20 protein-coding genes are annotated in these 20,947 nt (G+C 60.9%); 4 read left to right on the top strand and 16 right to left on the bottom strand.

The window, feature by feature from the left end:
* The 9 genes from V7080_RS10215 to nirB form a co-directional block, all read right to left on the bottom strand.
* On the bottom strand, positions 1–104 hold a 104-nt coding region (locus V7080_RS10215), incomplete at its 3' end, for a CHC2 zinc finger domain-containing protein (RefSeq protein WP_334188289.1).
* A 37-nt stretch (positions 105–141) separates the two neighbouring features.
* A complete protein-coding gene (locus tag V7080_RS10210) occupies positions 142–591 on the bottom strand; it encodes a GatB/YqeY domain-containing protein (protein ID WP_334188287.1) in 450 nt (149 codons plus the stop codon).
* 344 nt (positions 592–935) lie between these two features.
* Positions 936–1,148: a 30S ribosomal protein S21 gene (gene rpsU / locus V7080_RS10205; RefSeq protein ID WP_005665410.1), complete on the bottom strand. Its 213-nt coding sequence runs from the start codon at positions 1,146–1,148 to the stop codon at positions 936–938.
* 131 nt (positions 1,149–1,279) lie between these two features.
* Complete coding sequence (locus V7080_RS10200; RefSeq protein WP_334188286.1) at positions 1,280–2,476, bottom strand: NAD(P)/FAD-dependent oxidoreductase; 1,197 nt, start codon at positions 2,474–2,476, stop codon at positions 1,280–1,282.
* Positions 2,477–2,540: 64 nt separating this feature from the next.
* On the bottom strand, positions 2,541–3,305 hold the full coding sequence (cobA, locus tag V7080_RS10195; RefSeq protein WP_334188285.1) for a uroporphyrinogen-III C-methyltransferase: 765 nt from the start codon (positions 3,303–3,305) through the stop codon (positions 2,541–2,543).
* On the bottom strand, positions 3,289–4,284 hold the full coding sequence (gene ybiB, locus V7080_RS10190; protein ID WP_334188284.1) for a DNA-binding protein YbiB: 996 nt from the start codon (positions 4,282–4,284) through the stop codon (positions 3,289–3,291). The genes cobA and ybiB overlap by 17 nt, the downstream gene beginning before the upstream one ends.
* A gap of 42 nt (positions 4,285–4,326) precedes the next feature.
* Positions 4,327–7,107 carry a nitrate reductase gene (locus tag V7080_RS10185; RefSeq protein ID WP_334188283.1) on the bottom strand — a complete coding sequence of 927 codons (2,781 nt, stop codon included), beginning with the start codon at positions 7,105–7,107 and terminating at the stop codon, positions 4,327–4,329.
* Complete coding sequence (gene nirD / locus V7080_RS10180; RefSeq protein WP_334188282.1) at positions 7,104–7,457, bottom strand: nitrite reductase small subunit NirD; 354 nt, start codon at positions 7,455–7,457, stop codon at positions 7,104–7,106. The genes V7080_RS10185 and nirD overlap by 4 nt, the downstream gene beginning before the upstream one ends.
* Positions 7,458–7,664: 207 nt before the next feature.
* Positions 7,665–10,103, bottom strand: a complete 2,439-nt coding sequence (gene nirB / locus V7080_RS10175) for a nitrite reductase large subunit NirB (protein ID WP_334188281.1) — start codon at positions 10,101–10,103, stop codon at positions 7,665–7,667.
* Between the two features lie 292 nt (positions 10,104–10,395).
* Here nirB and V7080_RS10170 point away from each other — a divergent pair, with 292 nt between their 5' ends.
* The gene (locus V7080_RS10170) at positions 10,396–11,610 is read left to right on the top strand and encodes a nitrate/nitrite transporter (RefSeq protein WP_334188280.1); all 1,215 of its coding nucleotides are present in this window, start codon (positions 10,396–10,398) and stop codon (positions 11,608–11,610) included.
* Between the two features lie 45 nt (positions 11,611–11,655).
* Positions 11,656–13,359, top strand: a complete 1,704-nt coding sequence (locus V7080_RS10165; RefSeq protein ID WP_334188279.1) for a bifunctional protein-serine/threonine kinase/phosphatase — start codon at positions 11,656–11,658, stop codon at positions 13,357–13,359.
* A gap of 267 nt (positions 13,360–13,626) precedes the next feature.
* Here V7080_RS10165 and V7080_RS10160 read toward each other — a convergent pair whose 3' ends face one another.
* The 4 genes from V7080_RS10160 to V7080_RS10145 all read right to left on the bottom strand — a co-directional run bounded on the left by V7080_RS10160 (position 13,627) and on the right by V7080_RS10145 (position 17,698).
* Complete coding sequence (locus V7080_RS10160; protein WP_334188278.1) at positions 13,627–14,442, bottom strand: ABC transporter ATP-binding protein; 816 nt, start codon at positions 14,440–14,442, stop codon at positions 13,627–13,629.
* Between the two features lie 48 nt (positions 14,443–14,490).
* A complete protein-coding gene (ntrB, locus tag V7080_RS10155; protein WP_334188277.1) occupies positions 14,491–15,432 on the bottom strand; it encodes a nitrate ABC transporter permease in 942 nt (313 codons plus the stop codon).
* Positions 15,433–15,453: 21 nt separating this feature from the next.
* Entirely contained in the window at positions 15,454–16,719 is a 1,266-nt protein-coding gene (locus tag V7080_RS10150; protein WP_334188276.1) for a CmpA/NrtA family ABC transporter substrate-binding protein, read from the bottom strand.
* A gap of 355 nt (positions 16,720–17,074) precedes the next feature.
* Positions 17,075–17,698, bottom strand: a complete 624-nt coding sequence (locus tag V7080_RS10145) for an ANTAR domain-containing response regulator (protein ID WP_334188275.1) — start codon at positions 17,696–17,698, stop codon at positions 17,075–17,077.
* A gap of 111 nt (positions 17,699–17,809) precedes the next feature.
* On the opposite strand from V7080_RS10145, the gene tsaD reads away from it, so the two are divergent.
* Complete coding sequence (gene tsaD, locus V7080_RS10140) at positions 17,810–18,838, top strand: tRNA (adenosine(37)-N6)-threonylcarbamoyltransferase complex transferase subunit TsaD (RefSeq protein WP_334188274.1); 1,029 nt, start codon at positions 17,810–17,812, stop codon at positions 18,836–18,838.
* Between the two features lie 19 nt (positions 18,839–18,857).
* Here tsaD and V7080_RS10135 read toward each other — a convergent pair whose 3' ends face one another.
* The 3 genes from V7080_RS10135 to ybaK form a co-directional block, all read right to left on the bottom strand.
* Positions 18,858–19,178: a cupin domain-containing protein gene (locus V7080_RS10135; RefSeq protein ID WP_334188273.1), complete on the bottom strand. Its 321-nt coding sequence runs from the start codon at positions 19,176–19,178 to the stop codon at positions 18,858–18,860.
* Positions 19,179–19,219: 41 nt separating this feature from the next.
* The gene (gene plsY / locus V7080_RS10130) at positions 19,220–19,825 is read right to left on the bottom strand and encodes a glycerol-3-phosphate 1-O-acyltransferase PlsY (RefSeq protein WP_334188272.1); all 606 of its coding nucleotides are present in this window, start codon (positions 19,823–19,825) and stop codon (positions 19,220–19,222) included.
* Positions 19,826–19,977: 152 nt separating this feature from the next.
* Entirely contained in the window at positions 19,978–20,469 is a 492-nt protein-coding gene (gene ybaK, locus V7080_RS10125) for a Cys-tRNA(Pro) deacylase (RefSeq protein WP_334188271.1), read from the bottom strand.
* Positions 20,470–20,777: 308 nt separating this feature from the next.
* Here ybaK and V7080_RS10120 point away from each other — a divergent pair.
* On the top strand, positions 20,778–20,947 hold a 170-nt coding region (locus tag V7080_RS10120; protein WP_334188288.1), incomplete at its 3' end, for a phasin family protein.

Genomic DNA, 20,947 nt, shown 5'->3' with positions numbered 1-20,947 from the left:
CCCATGTAATTGGCGCCGCCCTTCTTCAGTTGCACGTAACGGCCTACCACGTCGACGATATCGACCCGGTTGAGCAGATCCTGAATGAAGGATTGTGGGATCACAGCTGGCGATCAGCGCGCGGCGCTTTCCTAAGCCAGATCAAGATTTGGACAATGCGGCCTTCACCAGCCCCGAAACCACCGTCATATCGGCCCGGCCTGCCAGCTTCGGCTTCAGTACACCCATCACCTTACCCATATCCTGCGGTCCGGCGGCGCCGACCTGTGCGACCGCCGCAGCGACTTCGGCCTGCATTTCCGCATCGGACATGGCTGCCGGCATGTAGGTCGACAGTACGGAGAGCTCCGCTTTTTCGATGTCCGCAAGGTCCTGGCGACCACCGGCTTCGAACTGACTGATCGAATCCTTGCGCTGCTTGATCATCTTTTCAATGATGGCAAGGACATGTGCGTCAGTCAGCTCGATGCGCTCGTCGACTTCCTTTTGCTTCATCGCGGCGGTGAGCAGCCGGATGGTGCCGAGCTTGGCAGTGTCCTTGGCGCGCATGGCGGCCTTCATGTCTTCGGTGATTTGTTCTTTCAGGCTCATGCAGGCTCCAGGGTCGACGAATATCGATAAATATGAGGGAAAAACCGGTTATCACAAGGCCGGACAGCCATGTGCATCCATTGCGCTCTTGCACGCATGGATGCGCCGTCCACGATAGGGACAGGAATCGGCTGCCGTACAGGGCAAAGCGGGATGCCGCGAAAGAATGCGCCTGCTCCCGGCGTGATGCAATTGCATTGCGATATGCATCCTGCAATAGTCGGTTGATATTGCAGGTCCGGGATTAACAGTCAGCAAAGACAACCAGCCCTAAACGCCAAAACCCGCTGCGGCCATCCGGAGCGGGTTTGCATTTGACCGCACAGTTAATGTGCGGTCGGAAATCAGTACAGCTTTTTCGGCAATTGCTGGCTGCGGATGCGCTTGTAGTGGCGCTTCACGGCAGCGGCGAGCTTGCGCTTGCGCTCTGCGGTCGGCTTTTCGTAAAACTCGCGCGCACGCAACTCGGTCAGAAGACCGGTTTTTTCAATAGTGCGCTTGAAGCGGCGCATGGCAACTTCGAACGGCTCGTTTTCTTTAAGGCGAATTGTGGTCATGTAAACTCAAACCGAGGTTTCAGGGAAAGACGCTGAGTATAGCAGCTTAAAATCCCAAAGAAAAGAAAATTGAGCGGAACGTTGCAGGCGGCGCTGCAACATGCAGCGGCCCGGGCCCGCTACATACGTTATCAAACCGCCAATCCAGCGGCGACGCCGGATGCCCATGCCCACTGGAAGTTGTAGCCGCCGAGCCAGCCGGTGACATCCACCGCTTCGCCGACGAAGTACAGGCCCGGCGCCTTGTTCGCCATCATGCTCTGCTGCGACAACTCCCGAGTATCAATGCCCCCGAGCGTCACTTCCGCCTTGCGATAGCCTTCCGAGCCGTTGGGCTGCAAGGTCCAGCGGTTTAGCGAGTTGCCGAGACGGCGCAGCTCCTTGTCCGGCATGTCGGCCAACCGGGCGTCGTGGCGAAAGCCGTTGGCGCCCAGCCAGCCGTCGGCCAGGCGTGCAGGCAGCCATTGTGCGAGAAGGTTGCCAAGATTTTTCTTCAACGCCGACTTGCCTTCAATCAGCACTTCCGCGACATCCATCTCCGGCACCAGGTTCAGGGTGAGCGCGGCGCCGGGCTGCCAGAAACTCGAAATCTGCAACACCGCCGGCCCGGAGAGGCCGCGATGGGTGAACAGCAGGTCTTCGCGGAAATGACCGCGCGATTTCTTTTCGCCTGCCTCGATGTCGACTTCCAGCGCCACACCGGCGAGCGGCACAAAGGGTTGCCAGCCGGAAGCATCGAAGGTAAGCGGTACAAGTGCAGGCCTTGGCTCGATCAGTTTCAAACCGAATTGTTTTGCAATGCGGAAGGCGAAGTCGGTTGCGCCGATCTTCGGGATGGACAGCCCGCCGGTGGCAATCACGACGCTATCTGCTTCTATTACGCCGCTGTCCGTATCAATACGGTAACGCTCGCCGGCCTTGCCGACTGCCTCGACCTTGCATGGCATGCGCCAGGCGACATTGCCGGTCGTGCACTCGGCTTTCAGCATGTCGATGATCTGCTCGGCAGAGTCGTCGCAGAATAATTGTCCCTTGTGCTTCTCGTGGTAGGCGATGCGATGGCGTTTTACCAATCCGATGAAATCCTGGGCGGTATAACGCGACAGCGCGCTTTTGCAGAAATGCGGGTTCTTTGACAGGTAGTGTTGCGGCCCGGCGTACAGGTTGGTGAAGTTGCAGCGGCCGCCGCCCGATATGCGTATTTTTTCGGCAAGCTTGGTTGCATGATCGATCAGCACGACCTTGCGGCCACGCTGGCCGGCAACCGCGGCGCACATCATTCCGGCGGCGCCCGCGCCGATTACCGCGACATCGAATTGTTTCGCCATGGCTTGTGGAGTTGAAAGCAAGCCGCGATTCTAACGTGTCAGCGGCGGGCAGGCGCCCACGCGATTAGTTGCTTGCCCTCAATCGCGCCGGCTGGGCGGAAAATTCATCCGCACATCGCACGACGTCGCCGACGACGATGATGCCCGGACTGGCCAGTCCGGAGGCGGACAACGCTTCGGTCAACTCGCCGAGGGTCGTCACCAGGTGTGCCTGGGACGGCAGGCTGGCGGCATGGATGACCGCCACTGGTGTGGACGGGGGCTTGCCGCCTTCGATGAGCGCGTTCCGGATATCGCCGCAGCGGGCCATACCCATGTAGATCACCAGCGTCAGGTCGAGCTTCGCCAATGTCGCCCAGTCCGGGTTGGACGCCGCATCCTTGCCGTGGCCGGTGACGAATACCGCGCCCTGGCTCCAGCTGCGGTGCGTCAGCGGCACGCCAATCGCCGCCGGTGCCGCCATGCCGCTGCTGATGCCGTTGACGATGCCGACGTCGATGCCGGCGGCCTGCAAGTGGTCGCGTTCTTCGCCGCCGCGCCCGAACATGAAGGGATCGCCGCCCTTGAGCCGCACCACGCAACGCCCGCTGCGGGCTTCGCCGATCATCAGCCGTTCGATGAATTCCTGCGGCGTCGACTGGCACCCGCCGCGTTTGCCGACATGCACGATGCGGGCATCCGCTCGCGCATGCTCCAGTATGGCGGGATTGACCAGGTCGTCGACGAGGATCACGTCGGCGAGGCCGATGGTTTTTGCTGCCTTGATGGTCAGGAGTTCCGGATCGCCGGGGCCGGCGCCGACGAGATAAACCTTAGCGTGCACTGTCATGGTGAAAAATTGTCTGGTTGCGGAGTTCCCTTGCAACATGCAAACAATGTTCCACCTGCTCAACGATCGGCGCCGGTACCGGCTGCATACCCTCCAGAGCCTGCTGGATCCAGCGCGCCGTGGTGGCCGCGTCGCTGCTCTCTGGTAGGGGCGGCATCTCGTCCACCGCCGCCTGCTTCTCCACCAAAATGGTGCATGCATGTTCATGGAACCATTGAATCTGCTGCGCGCGCTTGGGGTTGGCGACGGTCTCGCCTTCGGTGCCGCGCATCAGGAAGGCATCGCCGCGTTCGGGGGGCACGGCCGTGGCGAAGTAGGACGATAACAACTCGAGATATTCGGGATGGGTGTAGGACGTCAGCCGCAGTGCAGGTCCGGCGAACGGCTGCATGATCTTGACCAGCGTATGGGTTGAATTGCGCACGCCGAGTATGCGCCGCAACGACAGCTGATGCGCCAGGCGAGGCGCCAGTACCTCGATCGGCATGAACACCGGGCGGCGGGCAGCGAACCCGGCCTGGGCCTCTTGCACGCTGCCGGTGAACGGCAGGCCAAGTTCGGCCAGGATCTCCGCCGTGGTGACACGGCCGGGATCGGTAGTGACGCCATGCACCAGCACCGGCGCGCCCTCCCGCGCCAGCAGCAGGGCCAGCAGCGGCGTCAGGTTGGGCAGGTTGCGCGAGCCGTTGTAGCTGGGAATGACGATCGGCGCGAAGTCGCCTGCCGGGGCATGCAGCGGCTCGAACGATGCTTCGGCCGCGTCGAGAAAGCCGGCAATTTCATCCACCGACTCGCCCTTGATGCGCATCGCCAGCATCAGGCCGCCCATCTCCAGGTCGGACACGCGGCCATCAAGCATCGCGGCATAAAGCAGGCGGGCGTCGTCGCGCGAGATGCTGCGGGCGCCCTTCTTCCCGCGCCCGATCTCCTTGATGAAGCGGGCGATCGGGAACGGGTCGGGGTGAAAAGTAGATTCCATGAGCAGGCGATATCCAGGGGAAGGGTTCCCGCGATGATAATGCTACGCGGCCGCCTTCGCCGACATCCGCTGGAAAATCATTTTTTTCACTTCCGGCACACAGGAACCGCAATTGGTTCCGCACTTCAGTTTTTCCTGCAGGGAAGCAAGCGCCGCTTCCGGCGTGCCGCGATTGATCCAGTCCTGTTTGTCGAGAGCATCACCGATATCGATCTCGCTGATATTGAAGCAGTTGCAGACCACCCGTCCACGGGCCTTGAAGCCCTTCGGTGCCTGGGACGACGGCATCAGGAGCATGCGGCCGAGCGCGGACACCGGCTGGTCGCCCTGCAGGTATTCCTTCAACCAGCGCTCGGCGGAAATATCCCCGGCGAGCGCCACGGCTTTCAACTTGCCGTCGTCAAGCAGGATGTGCCGGGCGTTTCCGCGCCGCGGATCGTCATAGCGCAGCACGCCGGTACCAACGATGCCGAAGCGGGATTCGATGTCCTTTACCAGTGCGGCGGCGGCCGGATAGTCATCGGCGGCGCGAAACAGCACGCCGGTCTTGTCGCGGCCGAACAGGGTGCAGGATGCATACGCGAATTGGCGCATGTATGGACGCAATGCGGCTTGCAGGTCGAGCGCCTGCGCCTCGTCGATCCATCCGAAGACCAGAAATTGCCACGGCAGCTCCGCCTTCAGGATTTTTACCGCGGCATGCTTCAGCTCCGGCTGCTTCGAACTCGGATCGAACGCCGACACCGTCAACGCATTCACGCCATAGGTGCCGCCGCCCTCGTGCCCGCGCCCCGACACATATTCCTCGCCCCAGTGCATGCCGATGAAGGCCTGGCCGGAACGCATGTCGTCGCCGGCGATGGCCGGCAGGATCTGCGTGCCGCGCCGGCTGGTGACGTGAACCAGGTCGCCGTCGGCGATCAGGCGCCGATCCATGTCGATCTGCGCCAGCACCACCGCCGGTTCCGACGCATGGGAAAACAATTGCCCGACGGTGCCGGTGCGGCTCATTCCATGCCATTGGTCGCGCAGGCGGCCGGTCGTCAGACGGAACGGATAGCGCGCGTCGATTGCTTCGGCAACCGGCTGGTAAGCGGTATTGACGAATTTCGCCCGGCCATTGGCGGTCGGAAACACGCCGTCTTCATACAGGCGTTTCCTGCCTTCGGATGCTCCCTCCGGATAAGGCCACTGTTGCGGCCCCTGCTCTTCCAGGATCTGGTACGACAGACCGGTGATATCGAGATCGCGGCCCCGGGTGCTCTCGCGATGTTCGTTCCAGATCTGCTCTACGCCGGCATAGGGAAACAAGGTCTTTTCCCTGCCGGTCAACTGTTCCAGCCGCTGCGCGAAGTCCACGACGATTTCCCAATCGTGACGTGTTTCCCCCGGTTTCGGGAGCACCGGCTTGAAGCGGGTGATGCGCCGTTCGGAATTGGTGACCGTTCCTTCCTTTTCGCTCCAGGTCGTGGCCGGTAGCAACACGTCGGCATAATCGACGGTGACAGTGCTTTTGTAGGCTTCCTGCACGATCACCAGCTCCGCCTTGTTCAGTGCTTCGCGCACCAGTTTCTGGTCGGGCATCGACTGGGCCGGATTGGTGCAGGCGATCCAGACGATCTTGATATCGCCGGTGCGAACGGCCTCGAACATTTCCACCGCCGTCTTGCCCGGCTTGGCCGGTACGTCGTCCACGCCCCACAGCGCGGCGACTTCGGCCCGATGCTGCGGATTGCTCATGTCACGGTGGGCCGACAGGAGATTTGCCAGTCCGCCGACTTCCCGTCCGCCCATCGCATTCGGCTGGCCGGTGAGCGAAAACGGCCCCGCCCCGGGCTTGCCGATCTGGCGGGTGGCGAGGTGCAGGTTGATCAGCGCCGCGTTCTTCGCCGTGCCGGACGACGACTGGTTCAGCCCCTGGCAGTACAGGGACAGCGACGCCGTCGACTCGCCGAACCAGCGCGCCGCACGGATGAGATCCTGCTCGTCGATGCCGCACACACCGGCGACGTACGCCGGCGTGTATTCACGCAAGGTGCGTTTCAATTCCGCGAATCCCTCGGTATGCGCATCGATATAGGTGGTGTCGATCAGGTCTTCCCATAGGCAAATGTGCAGCATGCCGTTGAAGAGCGCCACGTCGGTGCCGGGCAGTATCGGCAGGAACAGGTCGGCTTCGCGGGCGGTGTCGGTGCGTCGGGGGTCAGCGACGATGACCTTCAGGCGCGGGTTGTTCTTCTTCGCGTCCTCGATGCGGCGGTACAGGATGGGGTGCGCATAGGCCGTGTTGGAACCGGCGATGAAAATGACCTGTGCATGATCGATGTCCTCATAGCACGCCGGCGGCGCATCGGCGCCCAGTGTCTGCTTGTAGCCGGCCACCGCGCTCGACATGCAGAGGCGCGAATTGGTGTCGATATTGTTGGTACCGATCAGGCCCTTGGATAATTTGTTGAACGCGTAGTAATCCTCGGTCAGGAGCTGGCCTGATATATAGAACGCGACGCTGTCCGGCCCGTGCGCCGCGATGGTTTCGGCGAAGCGATGGGCGAGATAGTCCATCGTCGCATCCCAGGATGACTTTTCCCGGCGGTCGGCACGGTTAAAACGCATTTCCGGATACAGCGCCCGCGCCTGCTGCTGCAGCGCGGGTTTTGCGGTGAGGTGCAGGGTGCTGCCTTTCGTGCACAGGCGGCCGAAATTGGCGGGATGGTCAGGGTCGCCGCGGACACCGATCACTTTCTCGCCATCGCTTTGCACGATCACGCCGCATCCGACACCGCAATAACAACAGGTCGCCTTGGTGTCGCGCAATGAAGTCATGCGGTTTCAGCCTCGGACGACGTGACGTTCAATTCCTGCAGGTCGAGATACACAAGCCCGTCCTCCACCTTGACGCTGAATGTCTGCGTGCATCCTTCGTCCGGCGCGGTCGCGCAACCGGAGTCGAGCTGGATGTTCCAGTTGTGCAGCGGACAGGCGACCCGTTCGCCGAAGACAATGCCCTGGGACAGAGGGCCGCCCCTGTGCGGACAACGATCGAGGAGAGCGAAGATCTTGTCTTCGCCATTGCGGAAAATCGCCACATTGGGCTGCTTCGCCCGGTGAACGACCCGCGCGCCGAGCACGGGGATATCTGCGACGTTGCAGATGGCTTTCCATTGTTGGGACATGGGGTTCCTTGGTGTTGGGTTTGAACTTTAAGAGGGTGGCAAAATCGGTGTCGACGCAACTGAGCGCGGTCTGCTCCTTCCCCCTCTCAGGGGGAAGGTTGGGATGGGGGTGGTGAGGTCGAGCAATCGCATGCGTTGGCCCGACCTCACCACCCCCACCCTAACCCTCCTCCTGAAAGGAGGAGGGGACCGGCCGGTGGTTATTTGTTACACCGACAACGGCTCGAACTGCCGCGTATCCACCAGCGCCTTCTCCTTCTCGTGCCATGGGTCCGGTTCGCCGTCGAGCGAAAACAGCAGCCGTTCATACAGGGCCTTCCGGTTGGCCTCGTCTTCCAGCACCTTCTTCTTGACGTAATCCAGTCCCACCCGCGCCAGGTAATGCACGGTGCGCTCCAGGTACCAGCCCTCCTCGCGGTACAGCTGCAGGAAGGCGCCGGAGTATTCCAGCACTTCCTCGTGGGTCTTGAGCTTGACGAAGAAATGCGCAACTTCCGTCTTGATGCCGCCGTTGCCGCCGACATAGATTTCCCATCCCGAATCGACGCCGATCACGCCCACATCCTTGATGCCGGATTCCGCGCAGTTGCGCGGGCAACCCGATACGGCGATCTTCACCTTGTGCGGCGCGTACATCTTCCACAGCGCGCGTTCGAGCTGCTGTCCCATCAGAGTCGAATCCTGGGTGCCGAAACGGCACCATTCCGAGCCGACGCAGGTCTTCACCGTGCGCAGGGCTTTCGCATACGCATGGCCGCACGGCATGTCGAGATCCTTCCAGACCGATTGCAGATCTTCCTTCTTCACACCCAGCAGATCGATGCGCTGGCCGCCGGTGACCTTCACCGTCGGGATGCCGTACTTGTCCACCACGTCGGCGATGCGGCGCAGATCCTTTGCGGTGGTTTCACCGCCCCACATGCGCGGGATCACCGAATACGTGCCGTCCTTCTGGATGTTGGCATGGGCACGTTCGTTGATGAAGCGCGATTGCGGATCGTCCTTTGCCTCATGCGGCCAGGTCGACAACAGGTAATAGTTGATCGCCGGCCGGCAGGTTGCACAGCCATTCGGCGTGCGCCAATCCATGAATTGCATGGTGCCAGCGATCGTCAGCAGCTTGTTGGCCTTGATCGCATCGCGCACGTTCTGGTGCGTATGGTCGGTGCAGCCACATAGCGGCTTGACCTTGCTGGAACTCGAATAGTCGCCGCCGGCGGTGAACATGATGATCTGTTCCACCAGGCCGGTGCAGGAGCCACAGGAGGCCGACGCCTTGGTTTGCTTGCGCACGTCTTCCAGCGTGAACAGGCCTTTTTCCTTGATCGCCTTGACGATGCTGCCCTTGCAGACGCCGTTGCAGCCGCAGACTTCGGCGGTGTCCGGCATCGCGGCGGCCTTGGTGAATCCTTCATGGCCCACGTCGCCGGGACGGCCGGTATTGGCCTCGCCGAACATCAGCGTGTCGCGGATCTCCGCCACATTCTTGGCTTCGCGCAGCAGCTGGAAATACCAGGAGCCGTCGACCGTGTCGCCGTAGAGGCAGGCGCCCACCAGCTTGTCGTCCTTGAGAACCAGTTTCTTGTACACGCCGCCGATCGGGTCGGACAGCACGATTTCCTCCGTTCCCTCCCCGCCCATGAATTCGCCGGCGGAGAACAGGTCGATGCCGGTGACCTTCAGCTTGGTCGAGGTGACCGAACCCTGGTAGCGGCCGATGCCGAAATTCGCGAGATGGTTCGCGCATACCTTGGCCATCTCGAACAGCGGCGCAACCAGCCCGTAGGCAGTGCCGCGATGATTGACGCATTCACCGACGGCGTAAATTCGCGGGTCGTAGGTCTGCATCGTGTCGTTGACGACGATGCCGCGGTTGCAGTACAGCCCGGCGGATTCGGCCAGCGTGGTATTGGGCCGGATGCCGACCGCCATCACCACCAGTTGCGCCGGCACTTCAAGTCCGTCGGTGAAGCGGATCGCCTTCACCCGCCCGTTTTCATCGCCGACCAGTTCCTGGGTATTCTTCTCCAGCAGAAATTTCAGGCCGCGGTCTTCCAGCGATTTCTGCAGCATCTTGCCGGCGACCGGATCGAGCTGACGTTCCATCAGCCAGTTGGGCAGATGTACGACGGTGACATCCATGCCGCGCAGCTTCAGTCCGTTGGCGGCTTCCAGCCCGAGCAGGCCGCCGCCAATCACCACCGCATGGGTATGCACCTGCGCGGCGTCGATCATCGCGTTGGTGTCATGGATATCGCGGTAGGAAATCACGCCCTGCAGGTCCTTTCCCGGCACCGGCAGCATGAAGGGATTGGAGCCCGTGGCCAGCAGCAGGCGGTCATACTCGGCGGTGGTGCCGTCTTCCGCGATGACCATGCGCTTGACGCGGTCGATCCGTGTGATTTTCTTTCCGAGATGGAGCTGGATGTTGTTTGCCGCATACCAGTCGACATCATTGAGCATGATGTCCTTGACGGTCTGTTCGCCGGCGAGCACCGGGGACAGCAGGATGCGGTTGTAATTGGCATACGGCTCGGCGCCGAATACCGTGATGTCGTAGATATCGGGGGCAATCTTCTGCAATTCTTCCAGTGTGCGCACCCCGGCCATGCCGTTCCCCACCATGACCAGTTTCAGCTTCTTCATTAAAGCTCCCTCACCTTTCAGCTTCGCCATTGAAGCGATAAACAATTCGTGAACAGTCATAAGCAAGAGGAGTGCCATTTGCCGCACCTTCTCCGCAGCGTCCGCAAGCACCATGATGTGACGCAATCCGCACCGCACAGGTGCAACTTCGCAGTTCGATCCGGTGCAATCCACATTGCGGTGCATGCCGCACTGGCAAAGGCAGTACGGCACGCACGGAAAGTGAGTGGCATAGCACTTGCATCGTGCAGGCCCACTCATCACATTCACACTATTGGATCAAAGGCATCGAATGCAAAAGACCTCATTCTGGAAAGCCGGCCATACGCCGACGTTGCTGGCATCGTTTTTCTATTTCGATCTCAGCTTCATGGTCTGGGTGATCCTGGGTCCGCTCGCTGTTCAGATATCGACCGACATCGGCCTCACACCTGCCCAGAAAGGATTGATGGTGGCGACGCCGCTGCTGGCCGGCGCACTGCTGCGTATCGTCATGGGCGTGCTGGTCGACCACCTCAAGCCGAAGAAAGCCGGACTGATCGGACAGTTGGTCGTCATCGCCGGCCTCACCTGGGCATGGCTCGGCCAGTTGGCGAGTTATCAAAGCCTGCTGTTCCTCGGCGTGCTGCTCGGCGTTGCCGGTGCGGCGTTTGCCGTCGCCCTGCCGCTGGCATCGCGCTGGTATCCGCCCGAGCACCAGGGGACGGCGCTCGGCATCGCCGGCGCAGGCAATTCCGGCACCGCCTTCGCCGCATTGTTCGCACCTGCGCTGGCCATTGCATTCGGCTGGCAGAACGTGTTCGGCCTGTGCCTGATCCCGCTTGGTATCGCGCTGCTGGTCTATATGGTGTTCGCGAAGGATGCGCCGTCCGCGCCGCCGCCAAAATCCCTTGTCGAGTACCTGCATGTACTGAGGGACAAGGACGCGTGGTGGTTCATGTTCTTCTACAGCGTCACCTTCGGCGGCTTCTCAGGGCTTGCCTCCTCATTGACGATTTACTTCAACAGCCAGTACGGCCTGTCGCCGGTCACGGCGGGTTATTTCACCGCCGCCTGCGTATTCGCCGGTTCGCTGGTGCGCCCGCTCGGCGGCCGGATCGCCGACCGCATAGGCGGCATCAAGACCTTGTCGGTGATGTATGTTCTTGCAGCGACATTCTTGTTCATTGCGAGTTTCGGCCTGCAATCGGCGACCGCAGCCGTCATCGTGTTCGTCCTGGCAATGCTTGCCCTGGGAACGGGTAACGGTGCCGTCTTTCAATTGGTGCCCCAGCGATTCCGCAAGGAAATCGGCGTGATGACCGGGCTGGTGGGAATGGCAGGCGGCATCGGCGGTTTTTATCTTGCGTCCAGTCTCGGTTATTCGAAGCAGCTCACAGGCAACTATCAGCTCGGGCTGGTGTTGTTCGCTTCACTGGCAGTCGCTGCACTGCTCGGTCTGTCGGTCGTCAAGGGGCGCTGGCGCACGACATGGGGCAGCGCGGCGATGACATCCGCAAAAATTTAAGGCGGGGCGATAGAATCGGTTGTCGTCAACCGAAAGCAATTTCTCATGCCGCTTACCATTGCCGCCGGCCATGCCACGCTCGCCGGCCCCCGCGAACGCAACGAAGACTTTGTCGGCATGGTCACGCCGGACCAGCCGGAACTCTCCACCAAGGGCCTGATCGCCGCCATCGCCGATGGCGTTTCGGGTAACGACGGCGGCCGCGAGGCGGCGGAGTACACGGTGCGCGGCCTGCTCGCCGACTACTATGCGACGCCCGACACCTGGCCGGTTACCCAGGCGCTTGATCGCGTCATCAAGGCAATCAACGGCTGGGTGCAAAAACAGGGCTCGGCGCGACGGGAACTGGCCGGGATGGCGACAACGCTGACCTCGGTGGTGCTGCGCGGCGGCTTCTATTACTTTTCCCATGTCGGCGACACGCGGCTGTACCTGTTGCGCGGCGGCGCACTGACCCGCCTCACCACCGACCACGTCTGGGACAGGCCGGAGATGCAGCATGTACTGACACGCGCCGTCGGCCTTGACTCGCGATTGGCGATCGACCATGGCATGGGGGAACTGCGGGAACGCGATGTGTTCCTGCTCGCATCGGACGGTGTGTGGGCATGGATGACCGAATACGACATCAACAGCCTGCTGTCGGAGGTGGCGCTCGGGCGCCTGGATGCGGACAGCGCGGCCACCGCGCTGGTGGATGCGGCACTGGCGGGCGGCTCCACCGACAACACCAGCGCGCTGGTGCTCAAGGTTATCGGCCTGCCCGAAGAAAACCTGCGTGATGCCCTGTCGCTGGCGCAGCAGCTGCCGGCCTTGCCCAGGTTGCGTCCGGAGCAAATCATCGACGGCATGGAAGTCGAGGCACTGGTGCATTCCTCACGCGCCACCCTGCTCTACCGGGTGGTGGATCCGCGTACGCAGCGCAGGATGGCATTAAAAACATTGCAGCCGGAAACAGCGGACGATCCGCGTGAACGGTCCGCATTCATCCACGAGGAATGGCTGGCGAAGCGGGTCGTCGCGCGTTTCTTCCCGCAGGTGATCACGCCGGAGCAAAAGAATTTCCTGTACTACCTGACCACCTGGCATGACGGCTACACCGTGCAGCAGCGGCTGGACGCCGGTACGCATTTCACGGTGCCGGAAGTGATCGCGCACGGCGAGAAGCTGGTACGCGCCGTGGGCGCATTGCATCGACGCAGCATCATCCACCGCGATATCAAGCCGGCCAATGTGCATCTCGGCATCGACGGCGAATTGCGCCTGCTGGATCTGGGCGTGGCGCATTCCGGGCTGGAAGCGGACGCCCCGCTGGAAGCGCCGCAGGCCGGCACCCCGTCCTTCCTGGCTCCCGAACAGTTCGAGCATGAGCCGCCGTCGCCGCGTACCGATGTCTATGCGGTCGGTGTGACGCTGTACCTGATGCTGACGCGGCGCTACCCGTATGGCGAGATCGAACCATTCCAGAATCCGCGCTTCGGCGATCCGGTGCCGCCGACCAGATACCGGCCCGACGTGCCGGTATGGCTGGAGAACGTGGTGCTGAAAGCGGTGGCGCGCAGCCCGTCGGACCGCTTCGAAACGGCGGAGGAGTTTTTACTCGCGCTCGAGCGGGGTGCGGCGAATCCTTTGCCGGGTCTGCCGGCGACGCCGCTGGCGAAACGAGATCCGCTGTCGTTATGGCGTGCGGTCGCGGTGATGTCGATCGTGATGAATTTGCTGTTGTTGTATCTGATTGTGGTTGGGTGATTGTGGTGGGGTGAGTATGGTGGCGGTTGATCGATTGGCTACCTGTTCCCTCCTCCTCTCAGGGGGAGGGCTAGGGGTGTAGCAGGGGTTTCGTGCAGCATGCTGCACGCCTGCGGAACGATCTTCGCTTGCAAGCGAAGATGCGTCCTGCAAGGAGGGGTAGTGAGGTCGAGCAATCGTATGCATTAGCCCGACCTCACTACCCCCATCCCAACCTTCCCCCTGACAGGGGGAAGGAGCTTTTCCTATATTCATTGGCGTGAATCCCTACGCCGCTTCCTTCAACACCGCCGGATTCGCCTGGCGGTGATACAGGAACTCCAGCACCGACCTCCGGTACTCCACGTACAGCGGGTCCTGCGCCAGCGCCACCCTGTCGCGTGGCCGTTCGAGCCTGACATTGACGATGTCCCCGATAGTGGCGGCCGGCCCGTTCGTCATCATCACGATGCGGTCCGACAACAGCACCGCCTCATCGACATCATGCGTCACCATCACCACCGTCGAGTTCGTCTTCGCGACGATCTTCAGCAGTTCATCCTGGAGGTGAGCACGGGTGAGCGCATCGAGGGCGCCGAACGGCTCGTCCATCAGCAGGACTTTTGGCTCCATCGACAGCGCACGGGCGATACCGACCCGCTGCTTCATGCCGCCGGAAATCTCATGCGGGCGCTTGTGTTCCGCCGCGGTCAATCCCACCAGGGCCAATGCCGATTTGGTACGCGCCTTCAACTGCGCCTTGTTCTCGGTCGCGCCGAATACCCGCTCCACCGCCAAATAGACGTTTTCATGGCAGGTGAGCCACGGCAGCAGCGAATGGTTTTGAAACACGACCGCCCGCTCCGGCGACGGCCCGGCTATCTCGCGATTGGCGCACAGGAGCATGCCCCCGGTTGCATCCAGCAGGCCGGCGATGAGGTTCAGCAATGTCGACTTGCCGCATCCCGAGTGGCCGATCAGCGTGACGAACTCGCCTTTTTTCACTTGCAGGTTGATGTCCTTCAGCGCGTGAAATGTGCCCTTCTTGGTGTGGAACACCATTTCCGCCTTCTGGATTTCGATAAATTTGCTGTTGTTGTCCATGAAGATTTCCTTTAATGATCAGGTGATGTCGAAGTGGTGCAAACAGCGTCAGCTGCGCACATCCTCATAGGTGAATGCCTTCGCAATGGTTACCAGCAGCTGCTCCAGTAGCAGGCCGACTATCCCGATCACCACGATGGCGATGATGATGTGCGGCACATTCAGGTTGTTCCATTCGTCCCAGACCCAGAAACCGATACCCACGCCGCCGGTCAGCATCTCCGCCGCGACAATCACCAGCCATGCGGTGCCGATCGCCAGTCGCACACCGGTCAGCATGTATGGCAGCACCGAAGGAAACAGGATCTTGGTGACGATCTTCCATTCCGATAGATTCAGCACCCTGGCGACATTCATATAGTCTTGTGGAACGCGCTGTACGCCGACTGCCGTATTAATGATCATCGGCCAGATGGAGCAGATGAAAATCGCCCATATAGCGGCCGGATTGGCTGCTTTAAAAACAAGCAGGCCGATCGGCAGCCATGCCAGTGGCGACACCGGCTTGAGCAGGCTGATGATCGGGTTGAACATCGCCGACAGGAACTTGAACCGGCCGATCATGAAGCCGAGCGGGATGCCGACGGCTGCCGCCATGCCGAAACCGAGGCCGACCCGCTGCAGCGATGACAGCAGATTCCACCCGATACCCTGGTCATTCGGGCCGTTGCGGTAGAACGGATCGGAAAAGAGCGTGATCGCCGCCTGCAGGGTGGCTGCCGGTGTCGGGAAGCCGGCGTTCTTCGCGGCGACGATTTCCCATACCAGAACGAGAAAGGCGAGGCCGAGAACAGGTGCAATCACGGCAAGCAGTGCCGCACGCGCCTGGCCGTTCCTGCCGCCGATCAGCGGCGCATCGGCGCCAACCACGCGCCGGCGACGGCTTTCCGTAGTCGCGGCTTCGATGTCCGCCTTCTTCGGTGGCGATTCGCTGATCAAGGGTGCCGACGGCGCCGGCTTGTTCAACATCGTGTCCATTACTGCACTCATGACGACTCCATTCTGAAAAAATTAAGCGTTGGCCTGTGCCTTGATCTTGAAGGAAGCGGCATATGCCTTCGGATTCTTGCCGTCCCACACCGCCCCGTCCACCAGCTTGGACGTGCGCATCACATCCTTCGGCACGCCGGCGCTCGCCATGGTGGCCGCTTCCTTGTACATGTCGATGCGGTTGATCGATTTGGCCACCGCCATGTAGTCGATGTCATCCTTGAGCAGACCCCAGCGGCGATGCTGGGTGAGGAACCACATGCCGTCGGACAGGTATGGGAAGTTCACGGCGCCGTCGTTATAGAACTTCATGTAGTTGGGATCGTCCCAGGTCTTGCCCAGGCCGTTCTGGTAACGGCCGAGAATGCGCTGGTTGATCACGTCAACCGATGTATTGACATACGATTTGTTGGCGATGGTTTCCGCCATTTTGTTCTTGTTGGACAGCGAGGCGTCGATCCACTTGCTCGCTTCCAGAATCGCGGCCGTCATGGCGCGCGCCGTATTCGGATTTGCCTTCACCCATTCGGCCGTGGTGCCGAGCACCTTCTCCGGATGGTCCTTCCATATGTCCTGCGTGGTCACGCCGGTGATGCCGATGCCGTCGGCAATCGCGCGATGGCCCCATGGCTCGCCGACGCAATAACCGTCCATGTTCCCGATGCGCATATTGGCGACCATCTGCGGCGGCGGCACGGTGATGATCTTCGCGTCCTTCATCGGATCGATGCCGTAGGACGCGAGCCAGTAATACAGCCACATCGCGTGGGTGCCGGTCGGGAACGTCTGTGCGAAGGTGTATTCGCGCTTGTCGGTCTGCATCAGCTTGGCCAGCGACGGGCCGTCCACCGCGCCCTTGTCGGCGAGCTTTTTCGACAGCGTGATCGCCTGGCCGTTATTGTTGAGCGTCATCAGGATCGCCATATCCTTCTTCGGACCGCTCACGCCGAGGTGAACGCCGTAGACCAGGCCGTACAGCACATGCGCCGCGTCGAGCTCGCCATTGACCAGCTTGTCGCGCACGCCGGGCCAGGATGCTTCCTTGGTCGGCACGATCTTGATCCCGTACTTCTTATCAAAACCGAGCACCGACGCCATCACCACGGACGCGCAATCGGTCAGCGGAATGAAGCCGACCTTGACCTCTTCCTTTTCCGGCTTGTCGGACCCCGCGGCCCACGCCCCCTGCGTTGCCAATGCGCCGAATGCCCCTGCTGCGGTGACAGCCGCGCCCGTCTTCAGAATGCTGCGGCGGGTCAAATTGGTTTTTGTATCGTTCGTTGTCATGACTTCCTCATGAGTTAATTCGCACTGGGCAAAAAAAAGGCGTCCGAACGGCATGAGCTGAGCTCATCCGACTCGGACGCCTTTGTCCAAATGCCTCGACCGACATTGGTCAAGACGGTGTTGCTGATCGTCGCGCCGCCATTGGCACTGCCTGTTCATTTGCAATTGGTGTGCCAGCGGTATCGCGGCGTCGCAGCGACGGCGCCCGTGCTGTTTGCGGGCGTTTCATCATGAAAGTGGGGAAGTTGTGCACCGGGGTTGTGCAACGCATCAAAAAAGGGCGCGGCGTTTGGTGCTGCCGCGTTCCGGCGGGATTGGTTCGCGAGGTGTGAATCGGGGTAGCGGGAAGGCGTTTTCAAATAAGAAGATCGGCAACGTCGAGCATGCGTTGCGCCACTTCCGACAGCTTCAGGTTCTTATCCATCGCAAGACGCCGCAGCTTGCGGTAAGCATCGTCTTCCGAACAATGGTGCCGCTCCATCAGCAATCCTTTCGCACGCTCGATCACCTTGCGCTCGGCCAGTTTCACCTTGGTTTCACTGAGCTCCACGCGCAGCTTCTGGTCGACTTCGAACCGCGCCATGGCCACATCGAGCACCGCCTTCACCCGCTCGGCCGACAAGCCGGCCACCACGTAGGCAGATACGCCGGCCTCAATGGCTGCGTGCATCTTCGCCTTGTCGCCGTCTTCGGTAAAACAGACGATCGGCCGCCGCGCATCGGCGGTTGCCGCCACCACCTTCTTCAATGCCGCATCCGACTGCGCATCGACGATGATTAGGTCCGGCTGCAACTGAGTGATCTGTTCCTCCAGGTCGGCGTCCGGTGGCAACGCCGCAAGGATGTTGTAGCCGCCTTCCAGCAGACCGATGCGCAGGGCGCGGGCGCGCTCGGCCTGTTCCTGCGCCGCCTGGTCCGCGCCCTCGGGCGCGACCAATGAGTTAATGACAATGATTTTCAGCTGTATGGAGTCGGTCATGGTGGGCTTGTTTCAAAAATGGCAGGGTGTGCGGACCTGCGGGGCTTTCCTTTACAATGACGGGTCGCTGCAAAAAGCTTGCCACCTCTTTCCCCTCTTCATTGTTCCCACATGATCGTTCTCGGCGTCGAATCCTCCTGCGATGAAACCGGCCTTGCGTTGTATGACACGCAACGCGGCCTGCTCGCCCATGCGCTTTACTCGCAAATCGCGATGCATCAGGAATACGGCGGCGTCGTTCCGGAACTGGCCTCGCGCGACCATATCCAGCGCACCATCCCGCTGCTCGAACAGGTGCTGCGGGAAAGTGCGATCGAACGCTCCGCCATCGATGCGATTGCCTATACCCAGGGACCGGGCCTCGCCGGCGCCCTGCTGGTCGGCGCATCGGTCGCCTGCGGCCTGGGCCTGGCGCTCGACCGGCCGGTGCTCGGCGTGCATCATCTGGAAGGACACCTGCTGTCGCCGCTGCTGTCAAAAACACCGCCGGCCTTCCCGTTCGTCGCCTTGCTGATTTCCGGCGGCCATACCCAGCTCATGCGGGTGGACGGCGTCGGTCGGTATGAATTGCTCGGCGAGACGCTGGACGACGCGGCGGGCGAAGCCTTCGACAAATCGGCCAAGCTCCTCGGCCTTGGCTATCCCGGCGGACCGGCCATTTCGCGGCTCGCGGAGTTCGGCGATCCCGGCGCCTACGATTTGCCGCGGCCGATGCTGCATTCGAAGGATTTGAACTTCAGCTTTTCCGGCCTGAAGACGGCGGTGCTGACAGTGGTGAAGAATCACACTGCAAATATCTGCGAACAGGACAAGGCCAATGTCGCGCGGGCCTTCGTCGATGCCATCGTCGACGTGCTGGTGGCGAAGTGCCTGAAGGCGCTGAAGCAGACGGGCCTGAAAAGGCTGGTGATCGCCGGCGGCGTCGGCGCCAACCGGCAGTTACGCGACGCGCTCAACGACGCGGCGGTCAAGCGGCGGTTCGAGGTGTTTTATCCCGAGCTGGAATTCTGCACCGACAACGGCGCGATGATCGCTTTCGCGGGGGCGATGCGGCTACAGGTGCATCCCGAAGCGGCGCGGCGCGACTACGCCTTCAACGTGAGGCCGCGCTGGCCGCTCCACGAGCTACGTCCGAACTAACCTGTCATCGGCCGCGTTTCTATTTCTCGACGATCGGCGTCTGCTTCTGCGAGGCGACGTAAATGACGGCGTTTTCCAGCGCCTGTACGTCGTGCTCCTCGCCCGCTTCGGTATACAGGTAGTCGCCGGCCGCCAGTGTCGCGCCGCCGATCACCACCGTCCCTTCGATGACCAGCACTTCCTCGCTGCCCATGTGCGCATGCCGCGGAAACCTGCTGCCGGCCGCCAGCCGCACCAGTGATGTCCGGCCGCCGCCATCGTTCAGGCGCAGGACGCTACGCTCGATGCCCTCGTAGTCGGTCGGTAACCATTGGCGTTCGAATGCGTGACTTTTCAACATGGCTGTCTCCGTCGATTTGCTTCGTGATTGGGCTTGAGGGATTACTTCTTCTTGCTGCCGATCTTGCTTTCCTTGCCGGCCATCAGATTGGCGATATTCTGACGGTGCCGGTAGATCAGCAAGCCGCTCATTGCCAGCACGGCAAGCAGCTTGATGTCGGTGCCGAACAGCAGTCCGTAGTAAAACGGCGCGAAGACACTCGCGACGAGTGCCGCCAGCGATGAATAGCGGAATGCGTAGGCGATCACCAGCCAGGTGATCAAGGTTGCCAGTCCGAGCCAGCCGTTCAGCCCGAGCAGTACGCCGAGCGCGGTCGCGACACCCTTGCCGCCTTCGAAGCGGAAAAACACCGGCCACAAATGGCCGATGAAGACCGCGATCGATACCAGCGCGACGCCGCTATCGTCGACACCAAATTGCGGTCCGAACTCCGACGCGAGCCAGACGGCAAGCCACCCCTTGAAACCGTCCCCCAGCAGAGTCAGCACAGCGGCGGCCTTGTTGCCGCTGCGCAGCACGTTGGTCGCGCCAGGGTTCTTCGAACCGTATGTGCGTGGATCCGCCAGTCCGAATAGTTTGCTGACGACCACCGCGAAGGAAACCGAACCCAGCAGGTAGGCGGCAATTGTAAATAAGACGGTATTCATACTCTCCCTTGTTTAAGTACTTTGTATTTAGAGCGTCTAACAAAATGAGCGAAGCGGCAGCTTCGCGCTCTCTGGCAAGGCGCGTCGACGCAGGCAGTACTGACGTATGACGAGGAGACGCAACGCAGCCAGAGGCATTTTGATAGACGCTCTTATTCTTCCAGCGCGCAGTGCACCGCTGTTACAGGCAGTACCGACGCCAGGCATTTCGGATCGATGCCGACCAGGTAGCCGCGTCGCCCGCCATTGATGTAGATCTTGTCCAATGCCAGGATGGTCTCTTCGACGTACACCGGCATCGCCTTGCGTGTGCCGAATGGCGATGTGCCGCCCAGCAGGTAACCTGAATGGCGGTTCGCCACTTCCGGCTTGCAGGGTTCGACGCTCTTGCAGCCGATTTGCCTGGCGAGGTTTTTGGTCGACACCTTGCGGTCGCCGTGCATCAGCACGATCAGCGGCTTCGCGGACTCGTCCTGCATGACCAGTGTCTTGACGACATGGTGTTCGTCCACGCCGAGTTCACGGGCGGAGACGGCGGTGCCGCCATGCTCTTCATACTGATAAGGGTGTTCGGAAAAAGCGATCCCATTTTTACGCAAGAACTGGGTCGCTGGGGTTTCGGAGACATGATCCTTCTTTGCCATGGAAATGATGCGTATTGAAAGTGGTGCACATTATGCAGGAAGACGCAGCTTCGCAATGCCGGGGGAAAGGATCGAGTGCATCCGGTACAACATTAAAACCTTACCAAACCGACATCAGACTGGTCATTAAATTACAGACTGGAAATGCATTCTTTGCTTGCAAGCAATACAAGCAAGGATTTTTTGTGCATCGCACCAAAAATGCTTGACTTCCGATTTTTAGTCTTTAGAATAGCCTTTGTTGCAGCGCACCATAGATCAAGCGCTCCCATTTAATTCCCTAGATTTCCTTACCTCAGGAGAAAACCATGTTTCCAATCAACGAACAATTCGTCAACGCCGCCAAGTCCAACTTCGAAAACCAGCTCGCGATTTTCACCACATTGACTTCCAAGACTTTTGAAAGCATGGAAAAGATCGCCGCCCTGAACCTGAACGCAGCCAAGGCATCGCTGGAAGACTCCGCTGTCACCGCACG

Origin of the sequence: Noviherbaspirillum sp. (assembly GCF_036846085.1) — a bacterium.
GTDB lineage: Bacteria > Pseudomonadota > Gammaproteobacteria > Burkholderiales > Burkholderiaceae_D > Noviherbaspirillum.
This window is presented reverse-complemented; position numbering and strand designations above follow the sequence as displayed.

Coding starts and splice junctions, on each gene's coding strand:
- V7080_RS10145 (WP_334188275.1), bottom strand. CDS start 17,698: ATGACCGACTCCATACAGCTGAAAATCATTGTCATTAACTCATTGGTC.
- V7080_RS10165 (WP_334188279.1), top strand. CDS start 11,656: ATGCCGCTTACCATTGCCGCCGGCCATGCCACGCTCGCCGGCCCCCGC.
- V7080_RS10185 (WP_334188283.1), bottom strand. CDS start 7,107: ATGACTTCATTGCGCGACACCAAGGCGACCTGTTGTTATTGCGGTGTC.
- V7080_RS10200 (WP_334188286.1), bottom strand. CDS start 2,476: ATGGCGAAACAATTCGATGTCGCGGTAATCGGCGCGGGCGCCGCCGGA.
- V7080_RS10170 (WP_334188280.1), top strand. CDS start 10,396: ATGCAAAAGACCTCATTCTGGAAAGCCGGCCATACGCCGACGTTGCTG.
- V7080_RS10210 (WP_334188287.1), bottom strand. CDS start 591: ATGAGCCTGAAAGAACAAATCACCGAAGACATGAAGGCCGCCATGCGC.
- nirB (WP_334188281.1), bottom strand. CDS start 10,103: ATGAAGAAGCTGAAACTGGTCATGGTGGGGAACGGCATGGCCGGGGTG.
- nirD (WP_334188282.1), bottom strand. CDS start 7,457: ATGTCCCAACAATGGAAAGCCATCTGCAACGTCGCAGATATCCCCGTG.
- V7080_RS10135 (WP_334188273.1), bottom strand. CDS start 19,178: ATGTTGAAAAGTCACGCATTCGAACGCCAATGGTTACCGACCGACTAC.
- V7080_RS10150 (WP_334188276.1), bottom strand. CDS start 16,719: ATGACAACGAACGATACAAAAACCAATTTGACCCGCCGCAGCATTCTG.
- cobA (WP_334188285.1), bottom strand. CDS start 3,305: ATGACAGTGCACGCTAAGGTTTATCTCGTCGGCGCCGGCCCCGGCGAT.
- rpsU (WP_005665410.1), bottom strand. CDS start 1,148: ATGACCACAATTCGCCTTAAAGAAAACGAGCCGTTCGAAGTTGCCATG.
- ybaK (WP_334188271.1), bottom strand. CDS start 20,469: ATGGCAAAGAAGGATCATGTCTCCGAAACCCCAGCGACCCAGTTCTTG.
- ybiB (WP_334188284.1), bottom strand. CDS start 4,284: ATGGAATCTACTTTTCACCCCGACCCGTTCCCGATCGCCCGCTTCATC.
- tsaD (WP_334188274.1), top strand. CDS start 17,810: ATGATCGTTCTCGGCGTCGAATCCTCCTGCGATGAAACCGGCCTTGCG.
- plsY (WP_334188272.1), bottom strand. CDS start 19,825: ATGAATACCGTCTTATTTACAATTGCCGCCTACCTGCTGGGTTCGGTT.
- ntrB (WP_334188277.1), bottom strand. CDS start 15,432: ATGAGTGCAGTAATGGACACGATGTTGAACAAGCCGGCGCCGTCGGCA.
- V7080_RS10160 (WP_334188278.1), bottom strand. CDS start 14,442: ATGGACAACAACAGCAAATTTATCGAAATCCAGAAGGCGGAAATGGTG.